Origin of the sequence: Ureibacillus sp. FSL K6-8385, from assembly GCF_038593155.1 — a bacterium.
GTDB classification, from domain to species: Bacteria; Bacillota; Bacilli; order Bacillales_A; family Planococcaceae; genus Ureibacillus; species Ureibacillus terrenus.
This window is the reverse complement of record NZ_CP151968.1, coordinates 1,509,618-1,526,759: the sequence shown is the minus strand read 5'-3', so window position 1 is coordinate 1,526,759 and position 17,142 is coordinate 1,509,618. Positions and strand designations below refer to the sequence as shown.

The following is a 17,142-nucleotide window of genomic DNA, read 5'->3' as shown; positions in this document are numbered from 1 at the left end:
CGCACGCTTCCAAAAATGTGGAATTAATAAGAAGCGGTGCGGCAAGGACAAAATCATAATCGAAAGTTTGAAAGAACTTTCACTATTATTTCAGCATATATGATAAAATAGACCTTATGTAAAAGAGAGCGAGTGTGAGGTATGAAACGCGATTATTATGAAGTCCTTGGCGTCAGCAAAGATGCCACTAAGGATGAAATAAAGAAGGCATATCGGAAATTATCGAAAAAATACCATCCCGACCTCAACAAAGAACCTGATGCCGCCGAAAAATTCAAAGAAATCAATGAAGCCTACGAAGTGTTAAGCGATGACCAAAAGCGCGCCCAATATGACCGATTCGGCCATGCCGGCGTAAATGGACAAGGCGGCTTTGGCGGCGGAGGAGGATTCGGCGATTTTGGAGACTTCGGAGGTTTTGGAGGTTTCGGCGGCTTTGAAGATATCTTCGACAGTTTCTTTGGCGGTTCAAGACGAAGAAAAGATCCGAATGCACCGCGTAAAGGGGACGACTTGCAATTCCGCATGAACATTTCTTTCGAAGATGCGGTATTTGGTAAACAGACGGAAATTGAAATTCCTCGCGAAGAAGAATGTGAAACATGCCACGGAACAGGAGCAAAACCTGGAACAAGTCCAAAAACATGCGACAGATGTAACGGTACAGGACAAATCAGTCAAACAATTGACACACCATTGGGCCGTATTGTCAATCGACGAACTTGTGGCCACTGCCACGGAACTGGTAAAATAATTGTTGAAAAATGTACGGTCTGCGGCGGAAAAGGAAGAGTGAAAAAACGGAAGAAAATTAAAATTACCATCCCTGCCGGTATCGATGACGGCCAACAATTGCGCGTGGCCGGCCAAGGGGAACCGGGCATCAACGGCGGCCCTCCAGGGGATCTATATATTGTTTTCAGTGTTGGCAAACATCCATACTTCGTACGAAAAGGCGACGATATTTACTACGATCTGAAAATTACCTTCCCGCAGGCGGCGTTGGGTGATGAGATTGAAGTTCCGACAATCTATGGAAAAGTGAAACTTAGAATACCGCCTGGCACTCAATCCGGCGCCCAATTCCGAATCAAAGATAAAGGCGTAAAAAATATCCATGGCTACGGCAAGGGACACCAATACGTGAATGTCATAGTGGTTACGCCAACAAACTTAACAGAACGCCAGAAACAATTGCTCCGTGAATTCGCCGAAATCAGCGGCGATATTCCGGAAGAACAAGGAAGTTCTTTATTTGACAAGATAAAAAAAACGTTCAAAGGTGAATCAAAATAAAGAATGAAGAGGAAAAATTGGAGTGTGATTGCAAGTGAAATGGACTGAATTATCGGTGCTGACGACAAATGAAGCGGTTGAAGCCGTTTCGAATATCTTCCATGAAGCTGGGGCAAGCGGAGTGGTGATTGAAGATTCATCAGAAATCGTGAAAAATCGTGAAAATCAATTCGGGGAAATCTACGAGCTCAATCCGGACGATTATCCGGCCGAAGGGGTGATCGTCAAAGCCTACCTTCCTGCTTCCAGCTTCCTGGCGGAAACCATCGAGGAGATCAAACTTGCAATCGCCAACTTGAAAAATTTCAATATCAATATCGGCAAAAATATATTGACCACTTGTGAAGTGAACGAAGAGGATTGGGCGACGTCATGGAAGCAATACTATCATCCGGTCAAAGTTTCAGAGCGGTTCACCATTGTCCCTACATGGGAAGATTACGAGCCGAAAAATTCGGATGAAATCATTATTGAACTGGATCCCGGAATGGCTTTTGGCACAGGCACCCATCCAACGACCGTGATGTGTCTGCAGGCATTGGAAAAATTGGTGAAGCCTGGAGATATCGTGATTGACGTAGGCACCGGTTCGGGAGTTCTATCCATCGGAGCCGCGCTGTTGGGAGCCGGTAAAGTGATTGCGCTTGATTTGGATCCGATTGCGGTCAAGGCGGCAACCGAGAACGTCAAATTAAATGATGTAGACAAGATTGTGGAAGTCCATGAAGGAAATTTATTGGATAAGGTTGAAACGAGGGAAGCGGATATTGTTGTCGCAAACATTTTGGCTGAAGTGATTGTGACGTTTACCGATGATGCCTATGCAGTACTGAAACCGGGCGGAACATTTATCACTTCCGGAATCATCAGGGCAAAAAAAGAAGAAGTGAAAAGCGCCCTTGAAAAATCGGGATTTGCCGTTGAAGAAGTTCTGATGTTGGAAGATTGGGTATCCATCATTGCGAAAAAATAATTTTCGGAGTTGTCGGCAAGGCAACTCCTTCTTTTAGGAGGACGGAATGCAGCGATATTTTATCAACGAACCTTTTAACGGACAGAAGCAGATAACGATTGTCGGCGAACCGGCCCATCACATCACGAAAGTCATGCGCATGAAAAAAGGGGATCGAATCGTTGTTGTCAACGACGGCACCGCTTATGTGTGCTCGATTCTTTCCGTCGGGCAGGAAGTGGTCGCGGAACAAACGGGTGAAACGGTTCCTTCCACGGAAATGCCCGTTCAAGTGGATATTGCCTGCGGATTGCCAAAGGGGGACAAGCTGGAATTCATTGCCCAAAAAGGGACGGAATTGGGCATGCATGCATTAATCCCTTTTGTGGCAGAACGTTCCATTGCGAAATGGGATGAAAAAAAGAGCGGCCGGAAAATCGAACGATTGTCCAAAATTGCGCAGGAAGCGGCGGAACAGTCCCAACGGACGTTTGTCCCGCTGATTTCGCCACCTCTTTCATTCCGACAACTGCTGGAATCCTTTTCATCTTATGATGCAGTGTTCGTGGCTGATGAGGAAGAGGCCAAGGGGAAGCGCACAAGATTTGCGGAACAGCTGAAAAAAGTGTATGATAGTGAGTCGAAGTCGATTTTATTTATTTTTGGGCCAGAAGGCGGAATTTCAAGGAAAGAAATCGAGGCCATGAAGGAACATGGAGCCATGCCTGTTGCTTTAGGCCCAAGAATCTTGCGGGCAGAAACGGCGCCTTTATATGTGCTTTCTGCCATATCCTATGAATTTGAATGAAAGAGGTGTACTGCCTTGCAAACGGTGGCATTTCACACGTTAGGCTGCAAAGTCAACCATTACGAAACCGAGGCCATTTGGCAATTGTTTAAACAACATGGCTATCAACGTGTCGATTTTGAAGAGCAAGCAGACGTTTATGTGATAAATACATGTACGGTTACAAATACAGGGGATAAAAAATCCCGTCAAGTGATTCGCAGAGCCATCCGCAAAAATCCGGATGCGGTCATTTGCGTGACAGGCTGCTATGCGCAAACATCGCCCGCGGAAATTATGGAAATCCCGGGTGTGGACATCGTGGTCGGTACGCAGGATCGGGCAAAAATGCTTGATTATATTGAACAGTACCGCAAAGAGAGACAGCCGATCAATGCCGTACATAACATTATGAAAAACCGTGTCTTTGAAGAATTGGATGTCCCGTATTTCACGGACCGTACCCGCGCTTCATTAAAAATACAGGAAGGATGCAACAACTTCTGCACCTTCTGCATTATTCCATGGGCAAGGGGTCTCATGCGCTCCCGCGATCCGCAGGCGGTCATCAAACAGGCTCAGGCTTTGGTGGATGCGGGGTATTTGGAAATTGTGCTGACAGGCATCCATACCGGCGGCTATGGCCAAGACTTCAAAGATTACAATCTGGCACAGCTGCTTCGTGACATTGAAGCGAATGTGAAAGGCATCAAACGGTTGCGCATTTCATCCATTGAAGCATCCCAGATTACAGACGAAATCATTGATGTTTTGCGCGAATCCAATATCATTGTCCGCCATTTGCACATCCCGCTTCAATCCGGTTCCGATACGGTATTGAAACGCATGCGCCGAAAATATACAATGGCGTTCTTTGCGGAAAGATTAAATAAAGTCAGAGAAGCGTTGCCCAATGTCGCGATTACATCCGATGTGATTGTCGGGTTTCCGGGGGAAACGGAAGAAGAGTTTATGGAAACGTACAACTTTGTGAAGGAATATAAATTTGCGGAACTGCACGTGTTTCCATACTCCAAACGGACAGGAACGCCGGCTGCAAGAATGGAAAACCAAATTCCTGAAGAAGTGAAAAATGAGCGGGTGCATCGCCTGATTCAATTGAACGACCAATTGGCGAAAGAATATGCTTCCCAATTTGAAGGGGATGTTTTGGAAGTCATTCCGGAAGAACACGCAAAAGAGTTTGGTCCAAACATGCTGTCAGGATATACGGACAATTATCTGCGGGTAGTGTTTGAAGGGCCGGCGGATTTGATTGGGAAATTGGTGAAAGTGAAAATTACAAAATCCGGTTATCCATACAATGAGGGCCAATTTGTGCGCGTGTTGGAAGAGCAAATGCAATGATGGATTGTGTCCAGTGGCTGCCGAAGGCCGTTTGTGGCTTCGGCAGCTTTTTGTTTGGATTGGCTGTTTTCAATTTTCACCTTAAAATGATAAAATTTCGTATGTTATCATAAGCAAAAATCGATCAAAATAAATCACTGAAAAAGGGGCGCTGTCGATGGCAACGAATTATGCTGCATTCATTGACCATACTCTGCTCAAGCCGGATGCGACAAAAGAGCAGATAAAACAATTATGCGAGGAAGCAAAAAAATATGGATTCGCATCGGTTTGCGTCAATCCATATTGGGTAAAGTACTGTAAACGTTTCCTGGAAGGTGCGAATGTCAAAGTTTGCACGGTCGTCGGCTTTCCTCTCGGAGCAACGACAACGGAGACGAAAGTTTTTGAAACAAAACAGGCAATTGAAAACGGCGCCGATGAGATCGACATGGTCATCAATATAGGGCTCCTTAAGACGCGTGATTATGAACGGGTGAAGGAAGAGATCCGTCAAGTGGTGGATGCCGCGGCGGGCAGATTGGTCAAAGTGATTATTGAAACTTGCCTGTTAACGGAGGAAGAAAAAGTTAAAGCATGTCAATTGGCGGTGGAAGCCGGCGCGGCATTCGTTAAAACCTCTACCGGTTTTTCAACGGCGGGGGCGACAGCGGAAGATGTGGCGCTGATGCGCAAAACCGTTGGAGAGCAAATTGGCGTGAAAGCTTCAGGCGGAATCAGAAGTTTTGTTGATATGAAGAAAATGATCGAGGCCGGTGCGGAACGTATTGGTACAAGCAGCGGCGTCAAAATAATAAATGAAACATTGTAGTTTTTTACTATTGACTTCCATTTTACATTACGATATACTTTTCAGGTACACATTAAAACGCATGTTTACCGTGTATTGACGTGTGTTCGGAAGGAGGGATAAGGAATGACTAAAACGATCGTAAGAAAAAACGAGACACTTGAAGATGCTCTTCGCCGTTTCAAACGAACAGTATCTAAAAACGGTACAATCCAAGAATACAGAAAACGCGAATATTATGAAAAACCAAGCGTAAGACGCAAGAAAAAATCTGAAGCTGCACGTAAACGTAAGTGGTAGTCTAATTAATGTCCATTAATTAAATTATCCCTTCGTTCGTAACACGCGTAAGATACACTTCAGCCAATAACGCCCCAGTATTTGATTGAAAACTCAAATACAGGGGTTTTATTTTTGCCGGTTCCAACGCAAGAGATTTTACAAAGGTTTGACAAATATGCATGAGGAATCCCGGAGAATTTTCAGGTACAATATAGATAAGCAGAAATATGAAAAATTTGAAACATTTTTTACACTTTGTTCGTATAGCTATTAACAATGTTTTGAAGGGAAGGAGGGGGAACATGGGTAAGCCAGGCATTTTGCGGTGGATTTTTGTTTTTGCGGCTCTATTTTTCTTATGGCCTACAGGCGCTTTTGCAAAAGAAAAAGTATACCACATTCCAATCGACCATGAAATCGACCAGGGGGTTTTGCAATTTTTAAAACGCTCCTTTCAAGAAGCAACTGAAAACAAAGCGCGTGCAATCATATTGGAATTACATACCCCTGGGGGCTATGTGGATGTTGCGTATGATATCGGCAAATTAATGGATGAAACACCGACAAAAATTATTGCTTTTATTAACTCCAGGGCTCTTTCGGCCGGGGCATATCTTGCACTTCATGCGGATGAGATTTATATGACGCCCAATGCAACAATGGGGGCGGCGCAAATTATTGATTTGAATGGAAATGCCGCAAGCGAGAAAGCAAATAGCGCATGGATCAAGAACATGCAGGCAGCAGCAGAGTCAGCCAACCGGAATCCCCTTTATGCCCGGGCGATGGCGGATGCCAGCGCGGATTTGCCCGAAATGAATAGCCCTAAGGGAAAACTGCTGACTTTAACAGCAAATGAAGCCTATCAGGTGAAGTATTCCGATGGTACAGTCCAAAATCTGGAGGAACTGCTGGCGGAAACGGGGCTGGAAGGCAGCGACGTTTCGACGGTTCATGAAACCTTTTTTGATAAGCTCGCAAGGTTTTTGACAAACCCCGTTGTGGTAACACTATTATTGACGATTGCCGCCCTGGGTTTGGCCATCGAACTGTTTTCGCCCGGATTTGGAGTGCCGGGAACAATCGGCATCATTTCATTGACATTGTTTTTCTTCGGCCATATCGTTTCCGGATTGGCAGGTTTTGAAACGCTCATTCTCTTTATCATCGGATTTGTTTTGTTGATCACCGAGCTTATTGTTCCCGGAGGTGTTTTAGGCGTCATAGGCGGTGCGCTCATGGTCATCAGCCTTTTATTTGCCGGCAAAAGCGTCGTTCACATGGCTTACTCGATTATCATAGCATTGGCGATTGCCATAATAGGAATGGTGATATTAGTGAAGTTTTTCGGAAAGAACCTGCATCTCTTTAGTAAACTCGTATTGAAGGATGCTACAACGTCGGAAGAAGGTTATGTATCCAATGTCAACCGCATTGATTTGATCGGGAAAGAAGGAATTACGCTCACCCCATTGCGCCCTTCCGGAACGGTTTTGATAAATGATGAACGAATCGATGTGGTTTCGGAAGGAAATTATATTGATGCCGACAAAAAAGTGAGAGTCATTGAAGTGGAAGGCTCGCGCATTGTTGTAAGAGAAATCAAAGAGAAAGAGGGAGAAAAAGAATGATGTTTATGGATGGAGTCTTCATCTCGACGATTATTGGCCTGGTTTTATTGATTATTGTTCTCGCGGTATTCTTTACATTTGTGCCGGTTGGCCTGTGGATCAGCGCTTTGGCAGCGGGTGTCCGCGTCAGCATTTTGACGTTGATCGGGATGCGCTTGCGCCGCGTTATTCCGGGAAGAATTGTCAATCCGTTGATTAAGGCGCATAAAGCGGGATTGGATGTGACAATCAACCAATTGGAATCCCATTACTTGGCCGGCGGTAACGTCGATCGGGTGGTGAATGCGTTAATTGCGGCGCATCGCGCTAACATCGAGCTGTCTTTTGAACGGGCGGCGGCCATCGACTTGGCAGGACGCGATGTATTGGAAGCGGTTCAAATGTCCGTTAATCCGAAAGTCATCGAAACTCCGTTCATTGCAGGGGTTGCCCTCAATGGGATTGAAGTAAAAGCGAAAGCGAGAATTACTGTGCGCGCCAACTTGGACCGTCTTGTCGGCGGTGCCGGTGAGGATACAGTGATTGCGCGTGTAGGGGAAGGTATCGTCAGCACAATCGGTTCCAGCGAATCCCATTCGAAAGTGTTGGAGAATCCGGACTTGATTTCCCAAACGGTATTGAAAAAAGGATTGGATGCCGGAACTGCATTTGAAATTTTATCCATCGATATTGCCGATGTGGATATCGGCAAAAACATCGGTGCCGAACTTCAAATCGAGCAGGCGCAGGCGGACAAAAACATCGCCCAGGCGAAGGCGGAAGAGCGCCGTGCGATGGCCGTGGCGAAAGAACAGGAAATGGTGGCAAGAACCCAGGAAATGAAAGCGAAAGTGGTGGAAGCGGAAGCGCAAATCCCGCTTGCGATTGCGGAAGCTTTGCGTTCCGGAAATATGGGCATTATGGATTATATGAACTATAAAAACATCGAAGCGGACACGAAAATGAGAGATTCCATTGCAAACGTCACAAAGAATCAGCAAGAGCAATAAGGTGATGCTCCTCCGGAAAGGAGTGTGAATATTTGGAAGCATTAATATTATTCATTATATTTGGGCTTATCGGTTCATATCTAAGCAATAAGTCAAAAGGGCAGCAAAAAACGTCCACGCCGCCTATACGGCCGCAAAAGTCCCGGCCGAAAGTGGAGATCAAAACTTTGGACGAATTCGCAAGGGAAATTTATGAGCAATTGAAAGATGAGGCGGCGGAACTGAAAAAAGAAACGGTGCAAAAAGTCGAAATCAAAGAGAAACAGCCGGAAGTTCAGCAACCGGCAAGCCCATCTTCCAAGCAAGCCGTCAAAAAAGAACAGCCAAAGGAGACAACGGTCTTGCCCAAAAAAACGATGCACAGGGAAAAGTCTCCATTGTCCTTCCTGACATCAAAAGAGGCATTGGTGAATGCCGTCATTGCACAGGAAATCTTGGGCCCTCCAAAATCGAAAAAGCGTTAAACAACTCATGTCCTCCCTTTAATGAGCATATACTTGCTCAAAGGGAGGACAGTTTTTTTGAAAAAATTATTCCAGTATGACCCCTTCATTGAAATGCTGAATTGCCGCCAATTACGTATAATCGGTGACTACAAATTTTTGGAAGCATCCGAACATCACTGCAAGTTTTATTATGAAGGTTTTCTCGTGACGATCGAGGCTGGCACAGTACATATCAATGTACTAAAAGACGAGGAAATTTTAGTACATGTTGATGAATTGAAATATTTTGAGATGAAGCGTCAGGTGAATGAGAATGAAATTATATGATAGCCGTCCTGTGGAAATCCGCGTAACCCGCAATGAGAAAGTGCATGAATTTATTCGCCGCCTGCAGGAGAATCGCGTAAAAGTGAAAGAACTGGAATATTTGGACGATGAAGTGCGATTTGAAATTTCCAAAAGAGATGTGGCCGCTGTCCGCAAATTGCGGAAAAAATACCATTTGAAAGTGAAAATACGGTATTTGCAGGAATCAAAAATTTTTCAAAAAACCGGCTGGACCATCGTCGGATTAGCGTTGATGGTAATGATTCCGATCATTTGCTCACAGTTTGTCTGGGATGTGGATGTGGAAGCGGAAACGCCTGAACTCGAGGCAAAAGTGGAAAAAGTGATCAAGGAAAAAATAAAATTGAATCAGCCCTTGTTAAAGCGCCGCCTTGTATCGGATCATGAAATTAGACAAACCATCATGGAAGAAATCCGCGACTTATCCTGGGTCCATATCATCAAAAAAGGAAGCAGCATCACCATTGTTCCCCAACTTGCGCCAATTACGGAAATTAAAAAAAATAAAAGTGACCGGCTCTATCATTTAATTGCCGCTAAAAGCGGAGTCATCACCCATTTCAACATTACCAGCGGCGAGCGCAGAGTGATGCCGAATATGACCGTTTACCAAGGGGATGTTCTTGTATCGGGGGTCATTCAGGTTGGGGAGGAAGAATATTTGGCCGTTGGTGCGAAGGGAGAAGTTTTTGCCGACTATTGGCTAGAAACGAGTTTTGAAATTCCGAGAAAAGTGCAATTTATTTCTGCTACTGAAAGTAAGTGGACGATTGGATTCAAAAATAATGGAGAGAAGGGGAAAGAACAATCGTTACAAGAAGTCAAATTGCCAAAGTGGATTTCAAATTATATCGAAGTCAAAAAAACCCAAAACTATATCTCAACTGTACAAGAACTCTCCGAACAACACATCGACTCATTTATCTTGCCTCTATTGCACGAAAAAATTTTGCAATCGCTGCCTCCAAAAACGAGAATCAAGAAAGAAAATATTTTGCACGTTACATTCGATGATGATAAAGTAAAAGGGAAAGTCCTGTTTTTGGTAAACGAGAATATTGCGAAAGAATATCCTATTGATCAAGGAGATTAGATATGGCGGAAGAAATGACAGAGTTGCATGTGGAAAATCCGAATGAAGCAGTGATGCTTCTTGGAATGGGAGATAAAAATTTAAAGCTCATTGAAGAAACGTTCAACTGCCGCATCATTACCCGCGGAGAAACCATCCAGATCATCGGGGAGGCCGAACAGAAGAAAAAAGCGGCAACCTTATTGAAAGAGCTTTTAAAAGTTATTCGAAAAGGCATCAACATTGATTTGAGGGATGTCGTCAGCGCCATTAAAATGGTGAATAAGGGCACCATCGAATATTTTTCCGAATTGTACAATGCGGAAATAGCGAGAACTTATACAGGGAAGCCGATCCGTGCGAAAACGATTGGTCAATTGCAGTACATAGAGGCCATTCGTTCCCACGAATTAGTTTTCGCTATTGGACCTGCGGGAACAGGAAAAACGTATTTGGCGGTCGTGTTGGCAACACAGGCTTTAAAAAATGGACAGGTCAAGCGGATCATTTTGACACGGCCGGCTGTAGAAGCGGGGGAATCGCTCGGATTTTTGCCGGGGGATTTAAAAGAGAAGGTCGATCCCTATCTTCGGCCGTTATATGATGCGCTTCACGACATTTATGGTACGGAGCATACGCAGCGCCTGATTGAGCGGGGGACAATTGAAATCGCTCCGTTGGCGTACATGAGGGGCCGTACATTGGATGATGCGTTCGTCATTTTGGATGAAGCGCAAAATACAACCCCGATGCAAATGAAAATGTTTTTGACCCGACTCGGTTTCGGTTCCAAAATGGTGATCACCGGTGATAAATCCCAGGTCGATTTGCCAAAGAAAGTGGAATCCGGGCTCATCATCGCCGAACGGGTATTGAAAAATGTGAAGGACATCAATTTTACGTATTTGGAAGCAGGAGATGTTGTAAGGCATCCGCTTGTTTCTAAAATCATTCAAGCCTACAAAGAAGAAGAGCAATAAACATGGAAAGCCGCCAAATATGATGGAAAAATGAGCCGATTGGTGTGATTTTTCTCACATCAATTGGCTATTTTTTCCTATTGAGTTATATGGATATAATATGATTTACTAAAAGAGTAAGATTTTTCTAGGAGGTTATTGAATGAATGAAACAAAGGAAACGAACGAAGTAATTGAAGCGGCGACAATCGAGAAAGTCAATCCATTTCTCTCCGTTTGGATGCATCCCAAGAAAACGGCCCGTTATGTAGTCCAAGAAAAAAGCCTTTTATTTGTATTCTTGATTTTATATTTGGGGTATTTCGGCACATTCTTTTCAAGTTATGATCCGGAAATTTTTCCGGAAATCCCTATTTGGGCGCTTATTTTAATCTCGGTGATTGCTTCTCCATTCATCGCTGTCATCAGTAACGCTTTTTCCGCTTTAGGAATTTGGCTCTTTGGAAAATTGTTTGCGGGAAAAGGAACATACCAGCAAATTTTTAAAGCGATCGCTTTAAGTGCATTGCCGTCCATCGTTTTAATTCCGATTTATCTTCTTTGGTTCTTAATCGATTCAAACAGCTTTTTATATCCTGGAGAAGGATTTTCTTTCTTTTCAATACTCAGCAATCTCGCCATATTTGTTACGTCCATTTGGGCTATTGTCATTTCAATCGCAGCGATTGCCGAAATCCATCAATTTTCAAACTGGAAAGCATTTTTTACACTGCTCCTGTTCACAATCGTTGTAGGTCTTATTATTGGATTCATCGCAATTATTATGGTTTTTTTAATTGGAATTGCCCTATTTATATGAGAAAATCGGTATGGGACTGTCCGAAAAGCCGGTTCATCGGCTTTTGGTACAGCCCATTTTTATTTTTTAAAAATCTATGATATCAATGAAAATCGGAAAAGAAATTGCTAAACTAGGTATATACAGTTTTTGGGGGTACGCTATGGATAAGCATTTGAAAAGTTTGTTGGATATGTTCGGCTTCCGGGTCTTTTTGATTGTCATCCTATTGATTGCCGGAGCTCTGCAGTTTTTCATGATGCTGGGCAATGTTCTTGGAGATACATATGATGTCAAAGCCTTTCAACTGGCACCCGAAACAATCCGGGCCGTTAAAACGGTGGAAGATGTGGAAAAAACGGAAAAAGAGCGGAAAGAAGCGGAGGAAGCCGTTGAACCGGTATATGTGTTTGACGAAGAAATTGCCGGACACCGGACAGCGCTTCTTGAAACAATCTATGAGATTGCAATGGACGTTCGGAAGGATATTTCAGCAGGCGGTAAAAATTTATCGAGGGAAGAACAAATCGGGAAGTTGAAAGAGAAATTGAAGGAAGTGACTGACGGCCAGGATTCCCTCGAGTTGACGGACGAGCATTTATGGACGTTGTTGACGGCCGATGAAAAAGAGCTGGACAATGCACAAACCAAGTTAATAAACTTTGTGCAAGATGCTTTGTCGAAGCCTGTCCGCAAGGAAAATGTTTCCGCCGTCCAGGATGGGCTGGAATCCAAAATACGCTCAGGGGGAGGAATCGATGAAGAGCTCATTCCTTTATATGTCACGCTGGGCAGGGCGGCAATCGTTGAAACGGAAAAACTGGATAAAGAAAAAACGGAAGAGCTGAAACAGCAGGCCCGTGAAGCGGTGGAGCCGACCCGCATCTTGCAGGGCCAAATCATTGTCCAGGAAGGGGAACTGATTGACCGGGAAAAATACCGCCAGCTGGAGTTGCTTGGAATGACCGACAACAAAACTTCAATCAAACCGGTCTTAGGGCTCGCCATTCTGGTTTTGCTGCAAATGGCATTCCTTTATTTTCTGTTTGACCATAGCAAAACGGAAGTGCAGAAGAAACGCCAGCAAGTGCTTGCAACGGTCATCATTTATCTTTTTTCAATCGGGCTGATGGAAATAACGGGCTTGTTGGATGATTTTGATGTACAGGTGGCATTTATTTATCCTTCCGCTTTGGCCACAATGCTGGTGAGCCTGTTGGCATCCCGGCAAGTGGCGAGTCTTGTGACGGTGATGGTGGCGGCCTCCGCGGGAATTGTTTTCCAGGAAGGATATTCGGCAGTGATGCAGATGGAGATTGCCTTGTACATTTTGCTGGGAGGATTTTCCTGCCTTTATATTATGAATTCCATCAAAAACCGTTCCGATATATTAAAGGCTTGCGGAATTGTGGTGGCAGTGAATGTTTTGTTTATCGCCGTCTATTTATTGATGTCCCAATCCCACTATGATCCTGCGGAGCTGTTGTTCTACGGAGCTGCCGCCGTTGTTTCGGGGACATTGTCCGGGGCATTGACAATGGGACTGTTGCCGTTTTTTGAATCGGCTCTCGGCATTTTGTCTACAATGAAATTAATCGAACTGTCGAATCCGAACCATCCGTTATTAAAGAAAATATTGACGGAAACGCCCGGCACTTATCATCATAGTATAATGGTGGCCAACCTGGCGGAAGCGGCCTGCGAGGCGATTGGTGCGGATGGCTTGCTTGCCCGTGTTGGAAGCTACTATCATGATATCGGGAAAACGAGACGACCTGTGTTTTTCGTCGAAAACCAAGTGTCCGGCATCAATCCGCACGACTCGCTGCCCCCGGAACGAAGCGCGGAGATCATCATTGCCCATACAACGGATGGCGCGGAAATTTTGAGAAAACATCGGATGCCGCAGGAAATTATCGATATCGCCCTTCAACATCACGGAACAAGTCCGTTAAAATATTTCTTGCATAAAGCGAAGGAAGAAGGAAAATTAAAAGACGAATCGAATTTCCGATACCCGGGGCCAAAACCGCAAACGAAGGAAATTGCAGTCATCAGCATCGCGGACAGTGTGGAAGCCGCAGTCCGTTCCATGAAAGAGCCGACTTCGGAAAAAATCCGAAGCCTAGTGCACTCCATCATCAAAGATCGGCTGGAAGACAATCAATTTGATGAATGCGATCTTTCCATCAAGGAATTAAAGATTGTGGAAAAAGTGCTTTGTGAAACTTTGAACGGCACCTTTCATAGCCGGATCGAATATCCGAAAGAAGAGCGAAAACAAGAACAAAAAATTTCGCGACACATCAATTCATCATCTGGATGATATATTTTAGGAGGAACTATGAGTTTAACAATCGATTTATTGGATGAAACAAATGAAGTAAGCGAAAAACATATTGAACTTGTCGAAAACCTGCTGCAACATGCGGCGAAATTGGAAAATGTCGGGGAAGCGGAAGTGTCCGTCACTTTTGTAACGAACGAAAAAATTCGTGAAATCAACCGCGACTACCGCGGCAAAGATCAGCCGACAGATGTGATTTCCTTTGCCCTGGAGGAAATGGGGGAAGGGGAAATTGAAATTGTGGGGGACATGCCGCGGGTGCTCGGCGACATCATCATTTCCGTTGAACGTACGCGGGAACAGGCGGAGGAATATGGACATTCATTTGAACGGGAACTCGGTTTTTTGGCTGTCCACGGATTTTTGCATTTGTTGGGTTATGACCATATGACGAAGGAAGAAGAGAAGATCATGTTTGGAAAACAGGAAGAAATTCTGTCATCTTTCGGACTGGGTCGTGATTCGAATGCGTAATTTTTTCCGTTCCTTCCGCTTTGCCTTTGAAGGCATTCTTCTGGCATCGAAAGAACGGAATATGCGGTTTCATTTGGTCAGCGCCGTAATCGTGGTGATTGCCGGTTTATGGACCCGTTTAAGCGCGTTGGAATGGCTCGTTTTAATCATCACCATTGCCCTTGTCATAGGACTTGAAATGGTCAATACGGCCATTGAATATGTTGTAGACATGGCATCGCCGGACTTCCATCCGATGGCAAAAGCCGCAAAGGATGTGGCGGCAGGGGCGGTGCTCGTCTTCGCGATTGCGAGCGTTATTATAGGATTGATCATTTTTCTTCCCAAATGGATATAACTAAGGGAGGTGTGTTCCCATACATATGGAAACGGAAAAATTGTTGGAAGAAGCGAAAATCGCCCGAGAAAAGGCCTATGCGCCCTACTCGAATTTTTCCGTCGGAGCCGCATTGGCTACAAAAAGCGGGAAAATTTTCACCGGCTCTAATATAGAAAATGCCAGTTACGGGCTTACGAACTGCGCGGAAAGAACGGCCATCTTTAAAGCGGTGTCGGAAGGGGAAAGGGAATTTGCTGCGCTGTTGGTCGTTGCCGATACCAAAACCCCCGTCTCCCCATGCGGCGCCTGCAGGCAGGTGATGGCGGAATTTTGCCCGCCGGAAATGCCTGTTTATTTGGCGAATATGGATGGCAAAATCACACAAACGACGGTAGAACAATTATTGCCAAATGCATTCAAATCGGAGGATATGGAAGATGCAGGAGAATAAAGGATTCAAATCAGGTTTCATTTCCATCATAGGAAGACCAAATGTTGGGAAATCAACTTTCTTAAATCGCGTGATTGGCCAAAAAATCGCCATCATGTCCGATAAACCCCAAACAACCCGCAATAAAATCCAAGGCGTGTTGACGAGGGAAAACAGCCAAATGATTTTTATCGACACGCCGGGAATCCATAAACCGAAGCATAAGCTCGGCGAATTTATGGTGAAAGTTTCAAAAAATACATTGCGCGAAGTGGATTTAATCCTGTTCATGGTCAATGCGGAGGAGAAACTCGGAAAAGGCGACGAATACATTATGGAAATGCTGCAGGATACGGATACGCCTGTCTTTTTGGTCATCAACAAAATCGATAAAATCCATCCGGATGATCTTTTAAAAATTATCGACGAATACCGCGGCCGGATGGATTTTGCGGAAGTCGTCCCGATTTCCGCACTGGAGGGAAACAATGTGGAACGGCTGCTGGAGACGATTGAAAAATATTTGCCGGAAGGGCCGCAATATTATCCGAGAGACCAGGTGACCGACCATCCGGAACGCTTCATCATTTCCGAACTGATCCGTGAAAAGGTGCTGCTGTTGACAAGGGAAGAAGTGCCGCATTCCGTTGCGGTAGTCATTGACCAAATCCGCCGGGATGAGAAAAATGAAAACGTGGTTCACGTGATGGCGACCATCATGGTGGAGAGGGATTCGCAAAAAGGAATTATCATCGGAAAAGGCGGATCCATGCTGAAAGAGATCGGAACCCTGGCGAGAAGGGATATCGAAATGCTTCTCGGCTCAAAAGTGTATTTGGAACTATGGGTAAAGGTCCAAAAAGATTGGAGGAACAAAATCACTTATTTGCGTGACTTCGGCTATCGGGAAGATGAATATTAACCTGAGGGAGCGGGTCTTTCCAACAAAGGCGCGCTCTTTGTTATACGAATTTTACTTTTTCAATGGCGGGAAGATAAATTTTCAGATTTGATGAAAAGGCCTCTAAAAAAGGGAAGTGCGAATGATGCTCAGCAAAATGGAAGGCATTGTTTTAAAAACAAAGGATTATGGGGAATCCAATAAGATTGTCACTTTAATGACGAAGGAAGCGGGAAAAATCGCCGTCATGGCCCGGGGAGCAAAGAAGCCGAGAAGCAGATTGGCGGCCATTGCCCAAACCTTTATGCACGGAATTTTTATTGTGCAGCGCACCACCGGTATGGGGACGCTGCAGCAAGGCGAGCTGATCCATTCCATGCGGCATATTCAGACGGATATCATCCGGGCCGCATATGCCAGTTACATAGTGGAACTTGTGGACCGGCTGATTGAAGAAGGGAATCCGGAGCCGTTTGTGTTTGAGGTTTTAAGGCAGGCGCTCTATGCCATTGACGAGGAATATGATCCGGAAGCGATTGCGCTGTTTGTCGATTGGAAGCTGCTTCCTTATGCCGGGGTAAGGCCGATATTGCATCAATGCGCCTCTTGTGGAGCGGTGGAAGGAGAGTTTGCCTTTTCTTTTGCCCAAGGGGGATTTCTTTGCCACCGCTGCTTCCATACAGATCCATACATCATCCGGCTTACGCCTGCCCAAGTGAAATTGATTCGCATGTTCGCGACGGTGCCGATTGAAAAAATCGGCAAATTGGAGCTGAAGAAAGAAACGAAAAGGTTCATAAAAAAGATTGTCACCACGATTTTTGAAGAGCAGACAGGGATGCGCTTAAAATCCCGTTCCTTCATTGAGCAATTGGAAAAATCCGAAGCTTTGCTGTCCTTGCAAAAAGATCGGGAAAATGACAAAGGCGTCTAACAACAGACGCCAAAAGTT

19 protein-coding genes are annotated in these 17,142 nt (G+C 44.8%); all 19 read left to right on the top strand.

Going from position 1 to position 17,142, the window contains the following annotated elements; all coding sequences use genetic code 11:
• The first annotated feature begins 141 nt into the window (after nucleotides 1–141).
• The 19 genes from dnaJ to recO all read left to right on the top strand — a co-directional run bounded on the left by dnaJ (nucleotide 142) and on the right by recO (nucleotide 17,124).
• Nucleotides 142–1,296 (top strand): molecular chaperone DnaJ, encoded by a 1,155-nt coding sequence (dnaJ, locus tag NST62_RS07445; RefSeq protein ID WP_141601357.1) that lies wholly within the window; start codon nucleotides 142–144, stop codon nucleotides 1,294–1,296.
• A 34-nt stretch (nucleotides 1,297–1,330) separates the two neighbouring features.
• Complete coding sequence (prmA, locus tag NST62_RS07440) at nucleotides 1,331–2,269, top strand: 50S ribosomal protein L11 methyltransferase (protein ID WP_141601356.1); 939 nt, start codon at nucleotides 1,331–1,333, stop codon at nucleotides 2,267–2,269.
• A gap of 46 nt (nucleotides 2,270–2,315) precedes the next feature.
• The gene (locus NST62_RS07435; protein WP_141601355.1) at nucleotides 2,316–3,056 is read left to right on the top strand and encodes a 16S rRNA (uracil(1498)-N(3))-methyltransferase; all 741 of its coding nucleotides are present in this window, start codon (nucleotides 2,316–2,318) and stop codon (nucleotides 3,054–3,056) included.
• Nucleotides 3,057–3,071: 15 nt separating this feature from the next.
• A complete protein-coding gene (gene mtaB / locus NST62_RS07430) occupies nucleotides 3,072–4,403 on the top strand; it encodes a tRNA (N(6)-L-threonylcarbamoyladenosine(37)-C(2))-methylthiotransferase MtaB (protein ID WP_141601354.1) in 1,332 nt (443 codons plus the stop codon).
• Between the two features lie 157 nt (nucleotides 4,404–4,560).
• Complete coding sequence (gene deoC, locus NST62_RS07425) at nucleotides 4,561–5,214, top strand: deoxyribose-phosphate aldolase (RefSeq protein ID WP_141601353.1); 654 nt, start codon at nucleotides 4,561–4,563, stop codon at nucleotides 5,212–5,214.
• A 105-nt stretch (nucleotides 5,215–5,319) separates the two neighbouring features.
• A complete protein-coding gene (gene rpsU, locus NST62_RS07420; RefSeq protein WP_141601352.1) occupies nucleotides 5,320–5,493 on the top strand; it encodes a 30S ribosomal protein S21 in 174 nt (57 codons plus the stop codon).
• Nucleotides 5,494–5,777: 284 nt separating this feature from the next.
• Nucleotides 5,778–7,106, top strand: a complete 1,329-nt coding sequence (locus tag NST62_RS07415; protein WP_141601351.1) for a nodulation protein NfeD — start codon at nucleotides 5,778–5,780, stop codon at nucleotides 7,104–7,106.
• Nucleotides 7,103–8,095 (top strand): flotillin-like protein FloA, encoded by a 993-nt coding sequence (gene floA / locus NST62_RS07410; protein WP_281279183.1) that lies wholly within the window; start codon nucleotides 7,103–7,105, stop codon nucleotides 8,093–8,095. Before NST62_RS07415 ends, floA begins: the two co-directional genes overlap by 4 nt.
• 32 nt (nucleotides 8,096–8,127) lie before the next feature.
• Entirely contained in the window at nucleotides 8,128–8,559 is a 432-nt protein-coding gene (locus tag NST62_RS07405) for a hypothetical protein (RefSeq protein ID WP_141601350.1), read from the top strand.
• A 57-nt stretch (nucleotides 8,560–8,616) separates the two neighbouring features.
• Nucleotides 8,617–8,868 carry a hypothetical protein gene (locus NST62_RS07400; RefSeq protein ID WP_342462781.1) on the top strand — a complete coding sequence of 84 codons (252 nt, stop codon included), beginning with the start codon at nucleotides 8,617–8,619 and terminating at the stop codon, nucleotides 8,866–8,868.
• Nucleotides 8,855–9,982 carry a sporulation protein YqfD gene (locus NST62_RS07395; RefSeq protein ID WP_181733165.1) on the top strand — a complete coding sequence of 376 codons (1,128 nt, stop codon included), beginning with the start codon at nucleotides 8,855–8,857 and terminating at the stop codon, nucleotides 9,980–9,982. The genes NST62_RS07400 and NST62_RS07395 overlap by 14 nt, the downstream gene beginning before the upstream one ends.
• Nucleotides 9,983–9,984: 2 nt before the next feature.
• Nucleotides 9,985–10,941, top strand: coding sequence for a PhoH family protein (locus NST62_RS07390; protein ID WP_141601347.1), 957 nt, complete (start codon nucleotides 9,985–9,987; stop codon nucleotides 10,939–10,941).
• Between the two features lie 142 nt (nucleotides 10,942–11,083).
• Nucleotides 11,084–11,740 carry a YIP1 family protein gene (locus NST62_RS07385; RefSeq protein WP_141601346.1) on the top strand — a complete coding sequence of 219 codons (657 nt, stop codon included), beginning with the start codon at nucleotides 11,084–11,086 and terminating at the stop codon, nucleotides 11,738–11,740.
• A 142-nt stretch (nucleotides 11,741–11,882) separates the two neighbouring features.
• Entirely contained in the window at nucleotides 11,883–14,045 is a 2,163-nt protein-coding gene (locus tag NST62_RS07380) for an HDIG domain-containing metalloprotein (protein ID WP_141601345.1), read from the top strand.
• Between the two features lie 18 nt (nucleotides 14,046–14,063).
• Nucleotides 14,064–14,540 carry an rRNA maturation RNase YbeY gene (gene ybeY / locus NST62_RS07375; RefSeq protein ID WP_141601344.1) on the top strand — a complete coding sequence of 159 codons (477 nt, stop codon included), beginning with the start codon at nucleotides 14,064–14,066 and terminating at the stop codon, nucleotides 14,538–14,540.
• Nucleotides 14,527–14,877 (top strand): diacylglycerol kinase family protein, encoded by a 351-nt coding sequence (locus NST62_RS07370; RefSeq protein ID WP_141601432.1) that lies wholly within the window; start codon nucleotides 14,527–14,529, stop codon nucleotides 14,875–14,877. The genes ybeY and NST62_RS07370 overlap by 14 nt, the downstream gene beginning before the upstream one ends.
• A 25-nt stretch (nucleotides 14,878–14,902) precedes the next feature.
• Nucleotides 14,903–15,310 (top strand): cytidine deaminase, encoded by a 408-nt coding sequence (locus NST62_RS07365; RefSeq protein WP_141601343.1) that lies wholly within the window; start codon nucleotides 14,903–14,905, stop codon nucleotides 15,308–15,310.
• Entirely contained in the window at nucleotides 15,297–16,211 is a 915-nt protein-coding gene (gene era / locus NST62_RS07360; protein ID WP_141601342.1) for a GTPase Era, read from the top strand. Before NST62_RS07365 ends, era begins: the two co-directional genes overlap by 14 nt.
• A 124-nt stretch (nucleotides 16,212–16,335) precedes the next feature.
• Complete coding sequence (gene recO / locus NST62_RS07355) at nucleotides 16,336–17,124, top strand: DNA repair protein RecO (RefSeq protein WP_141601431.1); 789 nt, start codon at nucleotides 16,336–16,338, stop codon at nucleotides 17,122–17,124.
• Nucleotides 17,125–17,142: the final 18 nt, after the last annotated feature.